Origin of the sequence: Achromobacter sp. 413638 (assembly GCF_043119405.1) — a bacterium.
Lineage (GTDB): Bacteria > Pseudomonadota > Gammaproteobacteria > Burkholderiales > Burkholderiaceae_B > Achromobacter.
Map to the genome: position 1 here is coordinate 1 of NZ_JBICCO010000044.1, position 14880 is coordinate 14880.

Annotated in this window: 12 protein-coding genes and 3 tRNA genes; 2 read left to right on the top strand and 13 right to left on the bottom strand. The window is 62.2% G+C overall.

All coding sequences use genetic code 11. The annotated features are described in order from the left end of the window. The 5 genes from ACEU5R_RS18095 to hisN form a co-directional block, all read right to left on the bottom strand. Window positions 1-189 (bottom strand): GTP-binding protein (locus tag ACEU5R_RS18095; RefSeq protein ID WP_233437053.1); only part of this gene is annotated, 189 nt, incomplete at its 3' end. Window positions 190-237: 48 nt separating this feature from the next. Continuing rightward, a tRNA-Thr gene (locus ACEU5R_RS18100) sits at window positions 238-312 on the bottom strand. 10 nt (window positions 313-322) lie between these two features. Next, a tRNA-Gly gene (locus ACEU5R_RS18105) sits at window positions 323-396 on the bottom strand. A gap of 159 nt (window positions 397-555) precedes the next feature. After that, a tRNA-Tyr gene (locus tag ACEU5R_RS18110) sits at window positions 556-642 on the bottom strand. A 736-nt stretch (window positions 643-1378) separates the two neighbouring features. Next, entirely contained in the window at window positions 1379-2182 is an 804-nt protein-coding gene (gene hisN / locus ACEU5R_RS18115) for a histidinol-phosphatase (RefSeq protein ID WP_392411108.1), read from the bottom strand. Window positions 2183-2776: 594 nt separating this feature from the next. On the opposite strand from hisN, the gene ACEU5R_RS18120 reads away from it, so the two are divergent. Further along, window positions 2777-3538, top strand: coding sequence for a DeoR/GlpR family DNA-binding transcription regulator (locus ACEU5R_RS18120; RefSeq protein ID WP_103271757.1), 762 nt, complete (start codon window positions 2777-2779; stop codon window positions 3536-3538). Between the two features lie 42 nt (window positions 3539-3580). On the opposite strand, the gene ACEU5R_RS18125 is transcribed toward ACEU5R_RS18120, so the two are convergent. The 8 genes from ACEU5R_RS18125 to ACEU5R_RS18160 all read right to left on the bottom strand — a co-directional run bounded on the left by ACEU5R_RS18125 (window position 3581) and on the right by ACEU5R_RS18160 (window position 13610). Next, complete coding sequence (locus tag ACEU5R_RS18125) at window positions 3581-4582, bottom strand: asparaginase (RefSeq protein ID WP_392411110.1); 1002 nt, start codon at window positions 4580-4582, stop codon at window positions 3581-3583. Further along, the gene (locus ACEU5R_RS18130) at window positions 4575-5492 is read right to left on the bottom strand and encodes a ParB/RepB/Spo0J family partition protein (protein ID WP_103271759.1); all 918 of its coding nucleotides are present in this window, start codon (window positions 5490-5492) and stop codon (window positions 4575-4577) included. The genes ACEU5R_RS18125 and ACEU5R_RS18130 overlap by 8 nt, the downstream gene beginning before the upstream one ends. A gap of 43 nt (window positions 5493-5535) precedes the next feature. Then, the gene (locus tag ACEU5R_RS18135; RefSeq protein ID WP_392411111.1) at window positions 5536-6363 is read right to left on the bottom strand and encodes a GNAT family N-acetyltransferase; all 828 of its coding nucleotides are present in this window, start codon (window positions 6361-6363) and stop codon (window positions 5536-5538) included. Window positions 6364-6376: 13 nt separating this feature from the next. Continuing rightward, complete coding sequence (locus tag ACEU5R_RS18140) at window positions 6377-7174, bottom strand: ParA family protein (RefSeq protein WP_103271761.1); 798 nt, start codon at window positions 7172-7174, stop codon at window positions 6377-6379. Beyond that, complete coding sequence (gene rsmG / locus ACEU5R_RS18145; protein ID WP_392411113.1) at window positions 7171-7821, bottom strand: 16S rRNA (guanine(527)-N(7))-methyltransferase RsmG; 651 nt, start codon at window positions 7819-7821, stop codon at window positions 7171-7173. The genes ACEU5R_RS18140 and rsmG overlap by 4 nt, the downstream gene beginning before the upstream one ends. 29 nt (window positions 7822-7850) lie before the next feature. Further along, window positions 7851-9809, bottom strand: coding sequence for a tRNA uridine-5-carboxymethylaminomethyl(34) synthesis enzyme MnmG (gene mnmG, locus ACEU5R_RS18150; RefSeq protein ID WP_392411115.1), 1959 nt, complete (start codon window positions 9807-9809; stop codon window positions 7851-7853). 2302 nt (window positions 9810-12111) lie between these two features. Continuing rightward, the gene (locus tag ACEU5R_RS18155; protein WP_006389561.1) at window positions 12112-12318 is read right to left on the bottom strand and encodes a cold-shock protein; all 207 of its coding nucleotides are present in this window, start codon (window positions 12316-12318) and stop codon (window positions 12112-12114) included. 242 nt (window positions 12319-12560) lie between these two features. Beyond that, window positions 12561-13610 carry an AbrB family transcriptional regulator gene (locus tag ACEU5R_RS18160; protein WP_392411144.1) on the bottom strand — a complete coding sequence of 350 codons (1050 nt, stop codon included), beginning with the start codon at window positions 13608-13610 and terminating at the stop codon, window positions 12561-12563. A 98-nt stretch (window positions 13611-13708) separates the two neighbouring features. Here ACEU5R_RS18160 and ACEU5R_RS18165 point away from each other — a divergent pair, with 98 nt between their 5' ends. After that, on the top strand, window positions 13709-14875 hold the full coding sequence (locus ACEU5R_RS18165) for a pyridoxal phosphate-dependent aminotransferase (RefSeq protein WP_392411117.1): 1167 nt from the start codon (window positions 13709-13711) through the stop codon (window positions 14873-14875). Window positions 14876-14880 lie beyond the last annotated feature (5 nt).

The window sequence follows — 14880 nt, forward strand, 5'->3', positions numbered from 1 at the left end:
GATGGTGATGCCGCGTGCCTTTTCTTCAGGAGCTGCATCGATCTGGTCGTAGCCCTTGGCTTCGCCGCCGAACTTGGTCGACAGAACCGTCGTGATGGCTGCCGTCAACGTCGTTTTGCCGTGGTCAACGTGACCAATCGTACCCACGTTCACGTGCGGCTTGGTACGTTCAAACTTGCCTTTTGCCATGGCTGACTCCTGACCTGGATTGCGCTTCTGACTGAAGAAAAGAAGTTGTGGTGCCCATGACGCGGATCGAACGCGTGACCTCTCCCTTACCAAGGGAGTGCTCTACCACTGAGCCACATGGGCGTATAAATCTTGGAGCGGGTGAAGGGAATCGAACCCTCGTCGTAAGCTTGGAAGGCTTCTGCTCTACCATTGAGCTACACCCGCGGCTACCCTTTCACCTTCTCGTACTTCCCAACACCTTCAAATCCAGACCCCTGAAGCCTTACGGCCTTCGTTGCAAAGGCCGCCCAGCTCCCTGGGCTTGCATTTTAAAATCCAGGCCGCTGATGCTCTAGCCGCGCCTGGATTTAGGTATAGGGTCTCTGGTGGAGGAGGTTGGATTCGAACCAACGTAGGCGCAAGGCCAACAGATTTACAGTCTGCCCCCTTTAACCACTCGGGCACCCCTCCAGCGGAGAACTTGAGATTATGAACACTTTCGAATCCGGTGTCAAACGCCGGGATCGAAAATTTCCAATTTCCAGTCCTGCCTCCGCCGCGTTTCCGCGCAGAGGGGGCGAAGCTTACAGGTTTCTGCGAAACGCTGCACGGAAAAGTTGCGCCCTCCGGACCCGGGGACTGCGGGCCCGGAGGGCGGGTTGATCCGTCTGCCGGACCAGGCTGCCCCCTTCCCGGCCAAACAAGCCGCATCCGAACCGCCGCGTTTCGCCCTGCCTCTGCTCACAACCCTTTCAGCAGCCTGCCCTCTTGCGCCCACCCCAAAAAGGGACGCGGCAGATAGACAGAACCGCCTCCCCGCTTTCACCCATCCTCCAACAGATGCGCAACGGACGACGGTCACACCCTCCCCGCCCGCACGCCGACCAATCACAAGCGCGGCTATGCGCCAGACCGGCCAACCTCCATCCTCATGCGCTTCCCGGCCGAAGAAATGGCGCAATTCTCGCAATCCGGGCGCACCAAGCCAAATCCATCATCTTCTTGCGATATGCCGCCCAGCCCAATTTATGAGTACTTACTCGCTTATATGAATAAGCAAGCTTTAGCTCATGAATTTCCATATGCAAATCTTTACTCGCAAAATATCCGACGCTTTGCTCGTAAAACCTCAATGCACGAAGTGAAGCGATTGCTCGCATTCAACGCGAGACCGCGGCGCTCGAATCGCTGCCGTTCCTGATTCGTTTCAAGCCAGGTGCGCCAACGCGCGCATGGCCTGCTGATGCAGCTGCGGCGTCGCGGCGGCAATCACGCGGCCGTCAGAATCCAGGCCTGGCGGCTGGCCGGCCCAATCCGTGATGACGCCGCCCGCGCCTTCGATCACCGGTATCAAAGCCATATAGTCATAGGGCTGCAATCCCGCCTCGACCACCAGGTCGACATGGCCGCTGGCGAGCAAGCCATAGCTGTAGCAATCGCCGCCATAGCGACGCATGCGCGTCGAACGCGCCAGGGCGTCGAATGCGGCCAGTTCGGCGGTATTGAAGATATCGGGCGAAGTCGCATACAGAATGGCCTGGTCCAGGCTTGCGCAGCGGCTGGCCGAACAAAGCTGTCCGTTCAGATTCGACACGCCCCCCTGCGTACCGATCCAGCGCTCGTCCAGCATCGGCACATCGATCAAGCCCAGCACCGGCTTGCCCCGATACAGCAACGCCAGCAAGGTGCCCCACAGGGGATTGCCGGAAATGAAGGCGCGCGTGCCGTCGATGGGGTCCAGCGACCACACGAATTCCGCCTCGGCCTGCTGCACGCCATACTCTTCGCCAAAAATGCCGTGCTCGGGGTACTGCTGCGAAATAGCCGCCCGCAACGCGGCTTCGACTTCGCGGTCGGCCTGGGTGACCGGGCTCTCGTCGGCCTTGGTGTCGATGGACAAGGGATGCCGGAACCACTGCCGCGACAAGGGCCGAACCCGGTCCGCCAGGGTCTGGGCAAATGCGGCGTAGGCGGCCAACTGCTGTGCCGCGAGCGGCGTCGAGGTATGCATAGCTGTACTCCAAAACAGGGCAGGCCCGGATACTTGGACCCGTCAGGCAAGCGCCGCGCACTGGCTCGAACGCCTGCCTGCTGTTCGTTGACGCAAAAGCGCCTGTTCCGTTGCAGGCAAACAGATCCCGGCTGGACGTTTTGCCACAAATTTGCAAATATACCTAGAAATGCAACCCGGATTCTGACATCTGGATGGCAGCCCGCGATAAAGCGAATTCTTGGCCATTCCGGGCGCGCGGCATCGCTCCATGATGCCGCGAATGGGCCACGCTGACGACGCGCCTCGCGCCTGCGGCGATTTCAAGATCAGGGCTGTCTGACCCCATGCGATCCGACCCGTTTCCGAACAACCCTGTGGACAAGTCTGTGGGCAACTTCTTGCGCAGCTTTTGTTGGCCCGCCTCCCGACTTGAATCCGCCATTGCCGCGTCGGGCGCTTGCCGTTCCGTGCCCGGACGAATTCCCCGTCCCGAGGACCTGCGCGGCAAGTCCGGGCCGTATCATGCCAACTGCGCCGGGACGGCTAGGCATGAATCGGTCGTCCCGGGCGTCCGGCGTGCAACGCGCCGGCTATAGATAGGAAGCATCCGTTATGTGGCAAGAAGAGCGGTATCAGCGAATCCGCGCGCTGCTGTCTACATTGCAGCAAGTCTCGACCGACCGCATCGTCGGCGAATTGGGGGTCTCCCGGGAAACCGTCAGGCGCGACCTGCTCGAGCTGGAAGCGTTGGGAGAACTGCGCCGTGTGCATGGCGGCGCGGTGCCGGTGCACAGCGAGCCGCCCATCGCCGAACGCGTGCATACCCGCGTGAAGTACAAGCGCGCCATCGCGCGCCTTGCCGCCAGCCTGACCGCCAGCGGCCAGACCCTGTTCCTGGATGCCGGCAGCACCACCAGCGTGCTGGCCGACGAACTGGCCAGGCAGAGCGGACTGACCATCATCACCAATTCCTTCGACGTGGCAAGGAAAATCGGCGCCGCGGGCAACGGCGCCAATGAAGTGCTCATGCTGGGCGGAACGGTGGGCGGCCCCGTCTGCGCCACCGCCGGCGGCGTCACCGTGGCCGAGATCCACCGCTATCGCGCGGACCTGGCGCTGCTGTCACCGGTGGGTGTGGATGCCGAATGCGGCGCCACCAGCTACGACCTGCGCGAAGCCGACGTGGCGCGGGCCATGGCCGACAACGCCAGGCAGCGGGTACTGCTGGCCGACTTCAGCAAGATCGGCGTATGCAGCCGCATGTCGTACTGCGCCGCGAACCGCATCGACCACCTCGTCACCAACGCGTCGGCGCAAGCCTTACCCGCCTATGCGGCGCTGGAATCCGTGGTGGGCGCGGTGTCGATTGCCTGACTGCGCCGTGCGCTCAGATGGAGCGCATGGCGTGCGGGCTCTTCAATAGCGTTCGAAGCAATGCTGCAGCGCCGCCGGATCACGCGTGGCGGACAGGCCCAGCATCAACAGGATGCGTGCCTTCTGCGGGCTCAGGTCTGCCGCCGCGATGAAGCCCAGCGCGGCGTCATCGAGTTCGACGTCGCGCGCGACCAAGCCGCTGCCGGTGCGGCTGGAGCGAGCCACGGCCACGCCTGCGGCGGCGGCGCGCGTCAGGGCGGCGATGGCCGCGTCGGTCGCATTGCCATCCCCGACGCCAGCCAGCACGATGCCTTGGCACACGGACGCCATGAAATCAATCACGTCGGCCTGCAGGTCCGCGTGCGCGTACACGATGCCCACGCGGGGCCAGCCCGACTTTTCCAACAATGCGAGTGAAAACTCGCTTTGCGTGGAATGCGTGGTGGCATTCCGGGAATAGAACTTCGGCGCGCCGCCGTGCATGACACCGGCACGGCCGCGATTGGGCGAGCTGAACGCGCACAGGCCGGCGCTGGCGATCTTCTGCACCTCGCGCGCGTAGTGGATGTCCTCGTTCATCACCACCAGCGGCCCGCGGCCGCGGGCCTCGGCATGGCGCGCCAGCGCCACCGCGTTGTACAGATTGGCGGGACCTTCGGCGCCCAGCGCGGTGGCCGGTCGCATCGCGCCTACCAGCACGACAGGCTTGTCGTGGCGCACCACCAGGCTCAGGAAATACGCGGTCTCTTCCAGCGTGTCCGTGCCGTGGGTAATGACGATGCCGGCCACGGACGCGTCCTGGCACAAGGCATCCACGCGCGCGGCCAGCGCGCGCCAGACGTCATGCGTCATGTTCTGGCTGCCGACGTTGGCCACCTGCTCGGCGCGAATGCGGGCAATCCCCGCCAGCTGCGGCACGGCGGCCAACAGATCGTCCACCGAGAAGGAGCCGGCCTTGTAGCCGGCCGAGGTCGCGTCGGCCTGGGCGCCGGCGATGGTGCCGCCGGTCGCCAACACCGCCACCACGGGCAGCGCGTCAGGCATCGACTACTCCGGACAGGCCCTGGCGTTCAAGCAAGGAATTCAGGTGTTCCCAGCCGTGGAAGTCGATCACGATCTGGCCCTTGTCCTTGGCGCCGACCTTGAGCGCGACGCGCGTGCCCAGGTGATCGGACAAGGCTTCCTCCAGGCGCGTCAGATCGCGCGACACGCCATTGGCCTTCTTGCGCGGCGCCGATGCCGACTCGGCATCCTTGGCGGTCTTGGCGACCAGCTTCTCGGCCTCGCGCACCGACAGGCGGCGGGCGATGATCTGATTAGCCAGCTGGATCTGCGTGGCCGCGTCCACGGCCAGCAGCGCGCGCGCATGGCCCATGTCCACATCGCCGGCCAGCAGCATGGTCTGCACCGGCGCGGCCAGGTTCAACAGGCGCAGCAGATTGCTGGTCGCCGAGCGCGAACGGCCGATGGCCTGGGCCGCCTGTTCGTGCGTCAGGCCGAACTCGTCGAGCAGGCGGCGCACGCCATGCGCTTCTTCAAGCGGGTTCAGGTCCTCGCGCTGGATGTTCTCGATCAGCGCCATGACGGCGGCGTGCTCGTCGGCCACTTCACGCACCAGCACCGGCACTTCCTTCAGGCCGGCCAGCTGCGCCGCGCGGAATCGCCGCTCGCCGGCGATGATTTCGTACTGTCCGGGTTCTTCGCCCAGTTCGCGCACAAGAATGGGTTGCATGATGCCTTGCGTGCGGATCGATTCGGCCAGTTCGCCCAAGGCGCCCTCGTCCATGCGCGTGCGCGGCTGGTATTTGCCGGCGCGCATCTTGGAGACGGGCAAGGTGGACGGCGGACCCTCGGGCTTGGCCTGCGCCTTGCCGATATTCTCGATGGCGGGCGCGTCAGCGCCCAGCAGGGCATCCAGTCCGCGACCCAAACCCTTGGGTTTCTTGGTGGCCATAGTTAAATCCTCTTTCCTTCTGTTTTTGTATCCCGAGCCGGGCTCAGGCGGCCGCCTGCTCGGCAGGCAGGCGGTACCAATACGCGTAACAGTCTTTGAAACCGTAGCGGGCGTACAAGGCGCGTGCGGCGGCATTGTCCGGCTCCACCTGCAAATAGGCGGTTGCCGCGCCGTCGGCCGCGCCTGCGGCCAACAAATATTCCACCAGCGCGCCGGCATGGCCTTTGCGCCGTTCATCGGGATGCGTAACGATATCGAACAGGCCCAGCAAGTCGCCATCGCGCACGGCCAATCCCGCAGCCACGCAACGGCCGTCGCCGGCATGCGCCAGCACCGGCGAGATATCCACAGCCAACCCCGCCAGGCGTGCGCGATGTTCCTCGACATGCTGCGGCAAGGCGCCGCGCATGCGTCCAACTTCATCGGCAAAGCGGACCGGATCCACCATTGCGAACGTCAGCCCGGCAGGCGCGGCCTGCGGCCGAGGCGCCAATGGCGCGGACATGACGCGGGTTTCTTCGATCAGTGCATAGCCGCGCGCGGCCAGTTCGTCGTCCAGGGAAAAATCCGGTCCGATGGACGTCAGGCGGAACAGCATCGGCAGGCCACGGCGCGCGTACAACGAAGAACAATACGCCAGCCGCTCATCGAGCGGACGTGTGGATAACCCCAGCACATTGATGCTGCGCACCCGCTTGGCCGCTGACGGCGCAAAACGCACCAGCCAGCCGTCGTGGAGCAGCTGCGCGGAGACGGCCGTGGCGTTCAGCGCGGCCTCTTCCAGCCGCACGCGCAGGCGGTCGCGCGCATCGTCCGAGGGACGCGCGGCAGGCGCTGCGGTGGGGCGGGAAAAGAGCGTTGCTGCGGACATGGTGGCTGCGGCGTCAGTTGAGTTCCTTGACGCGCTCGATCATTTCGGCGCCGAACGAGATATAGGCCTGCGCGCCGCGCGAGCCGCGGTCGTACACCACGCCAGGCATGCCATAGCTGGGCGCTTCGGCCAGGCGCACGTTGCGCGGCACCACGGTCTTGAAGACCTTGTCGCCGAAGTGCGATTCCAGCTGCGCGGACACCTGCTGCTGCAGCGTCATGCGCGGATCGAACATCACGCGCAGCAAACCGATCACGCGCAGGTCGTCGTTGATGTTTCGGTGCACGCGCTTGATGGTGTTGACCAGGTCGGACAGACCTTCGAGCGCGAAGTACTCGCACTGCATGGGAATGATGACGCCGTGCGCCGCGGCCAGGCCGTTGAGCGTGAGCAGCGACAGCGTGGGCGGGCAATCGATCAGCACGAAGTCGTACTCGTGCTTGACGGAATCGATGGCGGCCTTGAGCTGACGCTCGCGCTCGTCCATCTGCACCAGGTCGATTTCCGCGCCCGACAGCTCGCGGTTGGCCGGCAGCACGTCATAGCCGCCCGACTCGGAGCGCACGCGCGCCTGCGCGATGGTGGCCTCTCCGATCAGCACTTGATAGAGATTGGACGCCAGCGAGTTCTTGTCGATGCCGCTGCCCATCGTGGCATTGCCTTGCGGATCCAGGTCCACCAGCAGCACGCGTTGCTTGTGCGTGGCAAGGCCGGCCGCCAGGTTGATGGCGGTCGTCGTCTTGCCCACACCGCCCTTCTGGTTGGCAATGCAGAAAACGCGAGCGGTTTCGCTGGGGGGAATGTTATTCATAGGGTTCCTTGACTGCGGCGCATCCAGATCAGGCAGCGTTCTGCTTGCAGCTCCGGCACGTGGAGCGGCTGTATGTGGTCGACTTGCCATGTCCCGCGCGCGTGCAACGCCTGGATTTCATCGTCGGGGACCTTGCCCTTCATCGCAACGAGGGTACCATCGTTGCGCACATGGCGACCCGCGAGTTCGGCAAAATCATCCAATGATGCGAAGGCGCGCGACGTCACAATATTGCACTCGCCCGGCTCCAGCGTTTCGATGCGGGCGTGGCGGGCCTGCAGATTGGGCAAGGCCAGCGCGCCGCTCATCTGGCGCACGAATGCGGTTTTCTTTTCGACGGCGTCGATGCAGGTCACGGACCAATGCGGCCGCATGATGGCCAGCACCACGCCGGGCAAGCCACCGCCCGAACCCACGTCATAGATCCTGGCAGGCGCCTCGCCCAGCGCGGCGCTCAGCGGCGCCACGACGGACAGGCTGTCGAACAGATGCTGGATCAGCATCTGCTGCGGATCGCGGATGGCGGTGAGGTTGTAGGTACGGTTCCAGCGCTGCATCTGCGCCAGATAGCCGAGCAGCTTGTCCACAGCTTGCGCGTCGACCGGCAGGCCGAGTTGCGCGCATGCCTGGGACAAGCGGCCGGCCATGTCGGCGCCGGCCGCTTGCGCTTGTGACGTCATGCCGCGGCCTCCTCGGGGCCCGCCTCGGACGAGGCATCGCGGCTCAGCTTGCGCGTGCCATAGTGCAGGCGCTTGAGATGGATCATCAGCAGCGAGATCGCCGCCGGGGTCACCCCGGAAATGCGGGCCGCCTGGCCGATGGTTTCGGGCCGGTGCGTCTTGAGCTTCTGGCGCACTTCGAACGACAGGCTGGTCACGGCGTCGTAGTCGACGTCGGCGGGAATGGGCTGCAGCTCGTGCGAAATCTGCTTCTGCACTTCGTCCTGCTGGCGGGCGATGTAGCCGGCGTACTTCACCTGGATCTCGACCTGCTCGGCCAGCACCTCGTCCGCAACCACGCCAGGACCGGCGAGCAGCGAGCCATCCAGGTTGCGGGCGGCCATCAGCGATTCATAGGAAACGCCCGGCCGTTTCAGCAGGTCGGCTAGTGAGTACTCACGTTCTATCGCCTTCCCCAGCAGCGGTTCCGCGATTTCGGCGGGCAACACGCGCGGGTTGACCCAGGACGATTTCAAGCGCTCGACTTCGGCGGCAACCGCATCGCGCTTGCGATTGAACGCATCCCAGCGCACATCGTCAACGATACCGAGGCGGCGACCGATTTCGGTCAGACGCAGGTCAGCATTGTCCTCGCGCAGGCTGAGACGATACTCGGCGCGCGAGGTGAACATGCGATAGGGCTCGGTCACGCCGCGCGTGACCAGGTCGTCGACCAGCACACCCAGATAGGCTTCGTCGCGGCGCGGCGTCCATTGATCGCGGTCCAGCGACTTGAGCGCGGCATTCACGCCAGCCAGCAAGCCCTGGGCCGCGGCCTCTTCGTAACCCGTGGTGCCATTGATCTGGCCGGCGAAGTACAGACCTTCGATCGCCTTGGTTTCCAACGTGCTCTTCAATCCACGTGGATCAAAATAGTCATATTCGATGGCATAACCGGGACGCAGGATATGGGCGTTCTCCAGGCCAGGCAACGAATGGATCAGGTCCAGCTGCACATCGAACGGCAGGCTGGTGGAAACGCCATTGGGATACACCTCATGCGTGTCCAGCCCTTCCGGCTCCAGGAATACCTGGTGCGACTCCTTGTCGGCGAAGCGGTGGATCTTGTCTTCGATCGACGGACAGTAGCGCGGGCCCACACCTTCGATCACGCCGCTATACATCGGCGAGCGATCCAGCCCGCCGCGAATGATGTCGTGCGTGCGGGTATTGGTGTGCGTGATCCAGCAAGGCAGCTGCCGAGGATGCATGGCCACATTGCCCATGTACGAGAACACGGGAATCGGATTCAGATCGCCCGGCTGCTCTTCCAGGATCGAGTAGTTAATCGTGCGGCCGTCGATACGGGGCGGCGTTCCGGTCTTGAGGCGGCCTTGCGGAAGCTTCAGTTCCTTCAGGCGCTGGCCCAGGGAAATCGCCGGTGGATCTCCGGCACGACCGCCGGAATAGTTCTGCAGGCCCACGTGGATCAGTCCGTTCAGGAACGTCCCTGCGGTCAGAACTACCGTCTTGGCGCGAAACTTCAGACCCACCTGGGTTACGGCGCCCACGACGCGGTCGCCCTCCACCATCAAATCCTCGACTGCCTGCTGGAATAGCCAGAGATTCGACTGATTTTCCAGGCGACCACGGATCGCCTTGCGGTACAGCACGCGATCAACCTGGGCTCGCGTCGCACGCACTGCCGGCCCCTTGGAGCCGTTCAGAATGCGGAACTGAATGCCGGCCTCGTCCGTCGCCAAGGCCATGGCGCCACCCAGCGCGTCGACCTCTTTGACAAGATGTCCCTTGCCGATCCCACCGATGGAGGGATTGCAAGACATTTGGCCTAGGGTCTCGATGTTGTGGGTCAGCAGCAGCGTCTGTGCGCCGGTGCGCGCAGCCGCCAGCGCCGCCTCGGTGCCGGCGTGACCGCCACCGACAACGATGACATCGAATTCGCGGGGGTAATCCATGATGGGGGGAGAAGATAAGAGAGCGTTCGGTGCTCATTATAGATGCAGGGGGGGCATGTTTCACGTGAAACATGCTTTACTGCGGCTGGATTGGCCGTCGCACCGGTAAGACGTGAGGAAAACGCGACGGGGATACAAGCATCCCAGCCTGAATATGTCGGCATCTGCCCAAGTCTCATGTTTCACGTGGAACACATGATGGCCCTGTTGATATCCGTAGATGGGTATCCGCCAAACCGATGTGGGCTTCATGAGAGTCAGCAATGCTATCGCGTTGACTCTGAACAACGGGGATGTCCATGCTCAGATTCCAATGTTTCACGTGGAACATATACCTATCTGCCATCGACATTAAATACGGACCGGCGCATCCCTACCCACCAGATAGCACTGCTCTTCCGTTGTTGTTTCACGTGAAACATCATTCGAATGATGCAACGTTCATGTTCGGCGGTGCGGATTTCAATGTTCCACGTGGAACATTTAATGCTCAGTTTTCCTGTGTTGGGTGCAAGGGCTGGAATTCGTTTCATGTTTCACGTGGAACAACCTCCCTTGGACTGCGCTGATGATTGTCCAAGGCTCGTGATGTTCCACGTGAAACCAAGATCCCCAGTTCCTTTTAATGCTGCACCCACATCGCCCCGAGCAATCCTTGTTCCCGTTTCACGTGAAACATCTAATGAAAATCACGATTCTCTAGCCCTACCCATCCCCTACCCCCAAAACAATCGGCCCTTCTTTGAACACAACGACCACGCACCATCGATTCTCGCGATCATCTGCATCACGCTAAGCAGACCGATCCATCAGTCCATACTCCGATTCCGACTACGACAGATAAGGGCTTACCAATGTCCGAGTCTGGTTCATACCCAGATCGCTGACCGGCAAAGGCCGACCGATCGTGATATGCCTTATCCACAGCACCAGCGTATTTCCGAAGATCAGCGCCAGCCGTACCCATTTTCATGTGAAACCACACAGCTTCCCTTCTCCAACACGCACGTGAGAACAAGAGCAAGCCAACAACAACGCTGAATATCTGAGTTCACCTTATCCACATGAAATCCTCATCCCAGATTAGCCAGGCCTGTGGACAAAAAAGTGGACAACCCGAACCTAGGACCCAGGCCGCCCACTCGGCCCATAAATCCATGAGCCATGCTAGGTAGGCACTCCGCCTGTTGCTGATTCGCCTGCCACGGCAAAATAGGCTTTCGAATCAATGGATACGCCGATTGCCCAAGCACGAGCAAGGCGGCAGAACATTGTGGATAAGCTGCAGTCTATGGCTGTGATAGGCAAGATTGCACGCGCCCGAATTTTGTGGACAACTCCTACAACTATCGTCAGCAGGAACTGGCTGATGAATTTGCTGTCCAACCGCACCTTCCGCTCGTCAGGCCGATCCACGACTTTTCCACAAAGTTGTAATTGCACGTCAGACACTCAGCCACCACATCCCGCTCGCGCACTCAATCCCTGGCCGCACAATTCATATAGCCCAGCCGGATACGGCCGCCCTCATCCTTTTGGCTGATCCACGGGAAAACGCTGTGGACAACATCTCTAGCCGCGTTTGATCTATTTTTTTGGCGGCAATACCCACGCGTGTCTGTCCCGGCCAAAGCCCGCTCAACGCTACCAGAGTGTTACGGCATCCTGGCTTTCCGCTGCACTGAAGCAGTCGCGCAAACCGGAATCAATAGCCGCTCGCTGGCCGATATCCCCATTTCTATCCACAGACTGGATACCCCACTTTGGCGTAAACCAAGGGGGATTCTGTGCATAACCAAGATGGGGATATCTTTGTGAACAACCGTCTGTCAGACCATCAAAAACTGCCCCAACAGAGCGCCAGAGCGCGTCGGCCAGCTTGCGGCCAATACGCCGTCGAAGCACTGAATAATCGGTAAGAGCCCGAATTTCCTGGGGAAAAAGCAGGTATCCCCCTGCGTGGAAGACGATATGGCGAGCTTCATGAGAAACATGAACCCGGCAGACACGCGATTCAAACAAATATCCAAAATTGTGCAAAACCGCGCCGCCGAATACCTATTGATCCAAGATTGCCCACAAAACCAAGACCGGTCCGGGAAAATTATCCACAGACTTATCCAAAGGACTCAGGTTAAGTTAGTATTCACTAACATTGTGCTCGGCAAGCCCGAAAATACTGGTCGCGCGAGATCAACATCGATAAGGGCAGGCCCAAATGAAACAACGCCCCAGACCGCAAGGTCTTGGGGCGTTGTAGCCAGGATTCAACCTGGCTGACGGGAAATTGGGATTTCCCGATTTAGAGCGGGCGAATTTCGGCCGCTTGAGGTCCTTTCGGACCATCCTTGACTTCGAATTCGACTTCCTGACCTTCGTTCAGGCTACGGTAACCGCGGCCTTGGATGGCGGAAAAGTGTGCGAAAACATCGGTGCCGCCAGCGTCCGGCGTGATGAAGCCGTAACCCTTGTCAGCATTGAACCACTTGACTTTGCCCTTCTGAGCCATTTTCCTAGCGTCCTGTAATTAACGAGATTGCAATGAATCAAGGACGCCGTGACAACTGAACGACCGGTAGGGATACCTGCGTTGCTGCTGCGTTCACGTTCGTCAAACGACGACAGAACGCGATCGCGCGCTGCTTGAATCAACTGCGGAACCAGCATACCCACCACACATTACCGAGTCATATAGTTGTTTACCCGAATGTCGCATTTTTCAGACTCGTCGGACGTCTTCGGGTAATACCGTTATGCGGACTCCCGCTGCCTGCGCGCCAGAAAGTTGTACATCGGTCCGGTCACCAGCACCACGAACACCATGCGCGTCACATGGAACGCCGTCACCACCGGAACCCCCAGTTGCAGCACCTTTGCCGTGATCGCCATCTCGGCGATTCCGCCCGGCGTCGTACCCAGTATCAACGTGGGCACCGGCGCGGCGGACCATAGCGACAGCAATGCGCCCAGCCCGAACGCCAGCGCCAATGCGACCAGCGTAAACACGGCCACGGCCGCGATGAAACGCGGCGCGGCGCGAAAGAAGTCCGGACGATAGCGGTCCCCCAGGGACCAGCCAATGAACAGCTGCCCGATCTTCGGCACATAGTCGGGCAGCGCCGACAATTCCATGCCGGACAGGGTCAGCGTCATCGCCACCGACATCGATCCCAGCACCCAGGGATTGGGTAGCCTCAGCCTCATGAACAGCAGCCCGCCCATGCAGGTCAACGCCACCAGCGCCGCCAGCCCGGGCCAATGCACCACGCGCGGCCCCGGCACGGTCGGATCCAACCCCGCCACGCCCCACCCCTGAAAGATGAAGGGCACCGTCACCACCACCAGCAGCACGCGCACGCTGTGCGCCGTGGCCACGCGATCGATGCGCGCGCCGTAGCGCTCTGCCAGGTTCGCCATTTCGCTGGCGCCACCGATCGCCGACGAGAACCAGGCCGTCTTGAAATCCGCGTCCGTATATCGGCGCAAAATCGCCGTACCAATGAAGGACAGTCCCAGCGCGAACAACATGCCCGCGATGATAGGCCCCGCGTTGTTGCCGATATGCTCGACGACCTGCGGTGTGAAGTACAAGCCCAGCGATGTGCCAATGACCCACTGCCCGGCATTGCGCGCCGGCCGTGGACAGGCTGTGCGCAAGCCCGCGATGCGCGTGGCCGCCGTGACCAGCAGCGCGCCCAGCATCCATGGCAAGGGCATGTGGGCCCATACCGCCACCAGCGCTCCGGCCAACGCAAGCACCAGGCCTGCCGCTACCCGCCCCCCCACTTTGCCGCCCTTCATCCCGTCCACGCATATGCTCATCGGAAAACCAGATTATGAGTTAGTGGGATACTTACGGAAACTCTCATCGCCCTATCGCGTCCACTATTGCGTCAACCATGATCCGATCCAAACTGCCCGACGTCGGCACCACCATCTTCACCGTGATGAGCCGGTTGGCCATCGAGCACAAGGCCATCAACCTCGGCCAGGGCTTTCCCGATTTCGATCCCGACCCGGCGCTGTGCGCGTTGGTATCCAAGGCCATGGCCGACGGCCACAATCAATACCCCTACATGCCCGGCGTCGCGCCGCTGCGTGAAGCCATCGCCGCCAAGGCGCGCGAGCTGTACGGCCACGCCTACGATCCCGAGACCGAGATCACCGTCACCAGCGGCGCCACCGAGGCGCTGATGGCCACCGTGCTGGCCGCCGTCGGCAGCGGCGACGAGGTCGTCGTCATCGAGCCCTGCTACGACTCGTACCTGCCCGCGATCCGCCTGGCCGGTGGCACCGCCGTGCCCGTGCCGCTGCGCGCACCCACGGCCGACGATCCCTACTACCGCATCGACTGGCAGCGCGTGCGCGACGCCATCACGTCCAAGACGCGCCTGCTGATGCTGAACTTCCCGCACAACCCCACCGGCGCCGTGCTCGACGACAGCGACCTGGACGCGCTGGAAGCCATCGTGCGCGACACCGGCGTACTGCTGCTGTCGGACGAGGTCTACGAACATATCGTGTTCGACGGCAAGCCTCATGCCAGCGTCGCGCGCCGTCCGCTGCTGGCCGAGCATGCCTTCGTCATCTCTTCCTTCGGCAAGACCTATCACACCACCGGCTGGAAGATCGGCTACTGCTGCGCGCCGCGCCAGCTCAGCGCCGAACTGCGCAAGGTGCACCAGTTCATGGTGTTCACCGTGCCGTCACCCATGCAGTACGCGCTGGCCGAATTCATGCGCGATCCCAAGCCTTACCTGGACCTGCCGGCCTTCTACCAGGCCAAGCGCGACCGCCTGTCCAAAGGCCTGGCCAAGACGCGCTTCCGCCCCCTGCCCAGCCCCGGCACGTTCTTCCTGCTGGCCGACTACAGCGATATCTCCAAGCAGGCCGAAGCCGACTTCGCGCGCGACCTGACCGTGAACCACGGCGTCACCGTGATTCCCGTGTCGGCCTTCTACCGCCAACCCGACGCGCCGGAATCCAATCACCGCATCGTGCGCTTCTGCTTCGCCAAGAAGGACGCGACGCTGGATGCCGCGCTGGAGCGGCTTGCCTCGGTGTAGTCCAA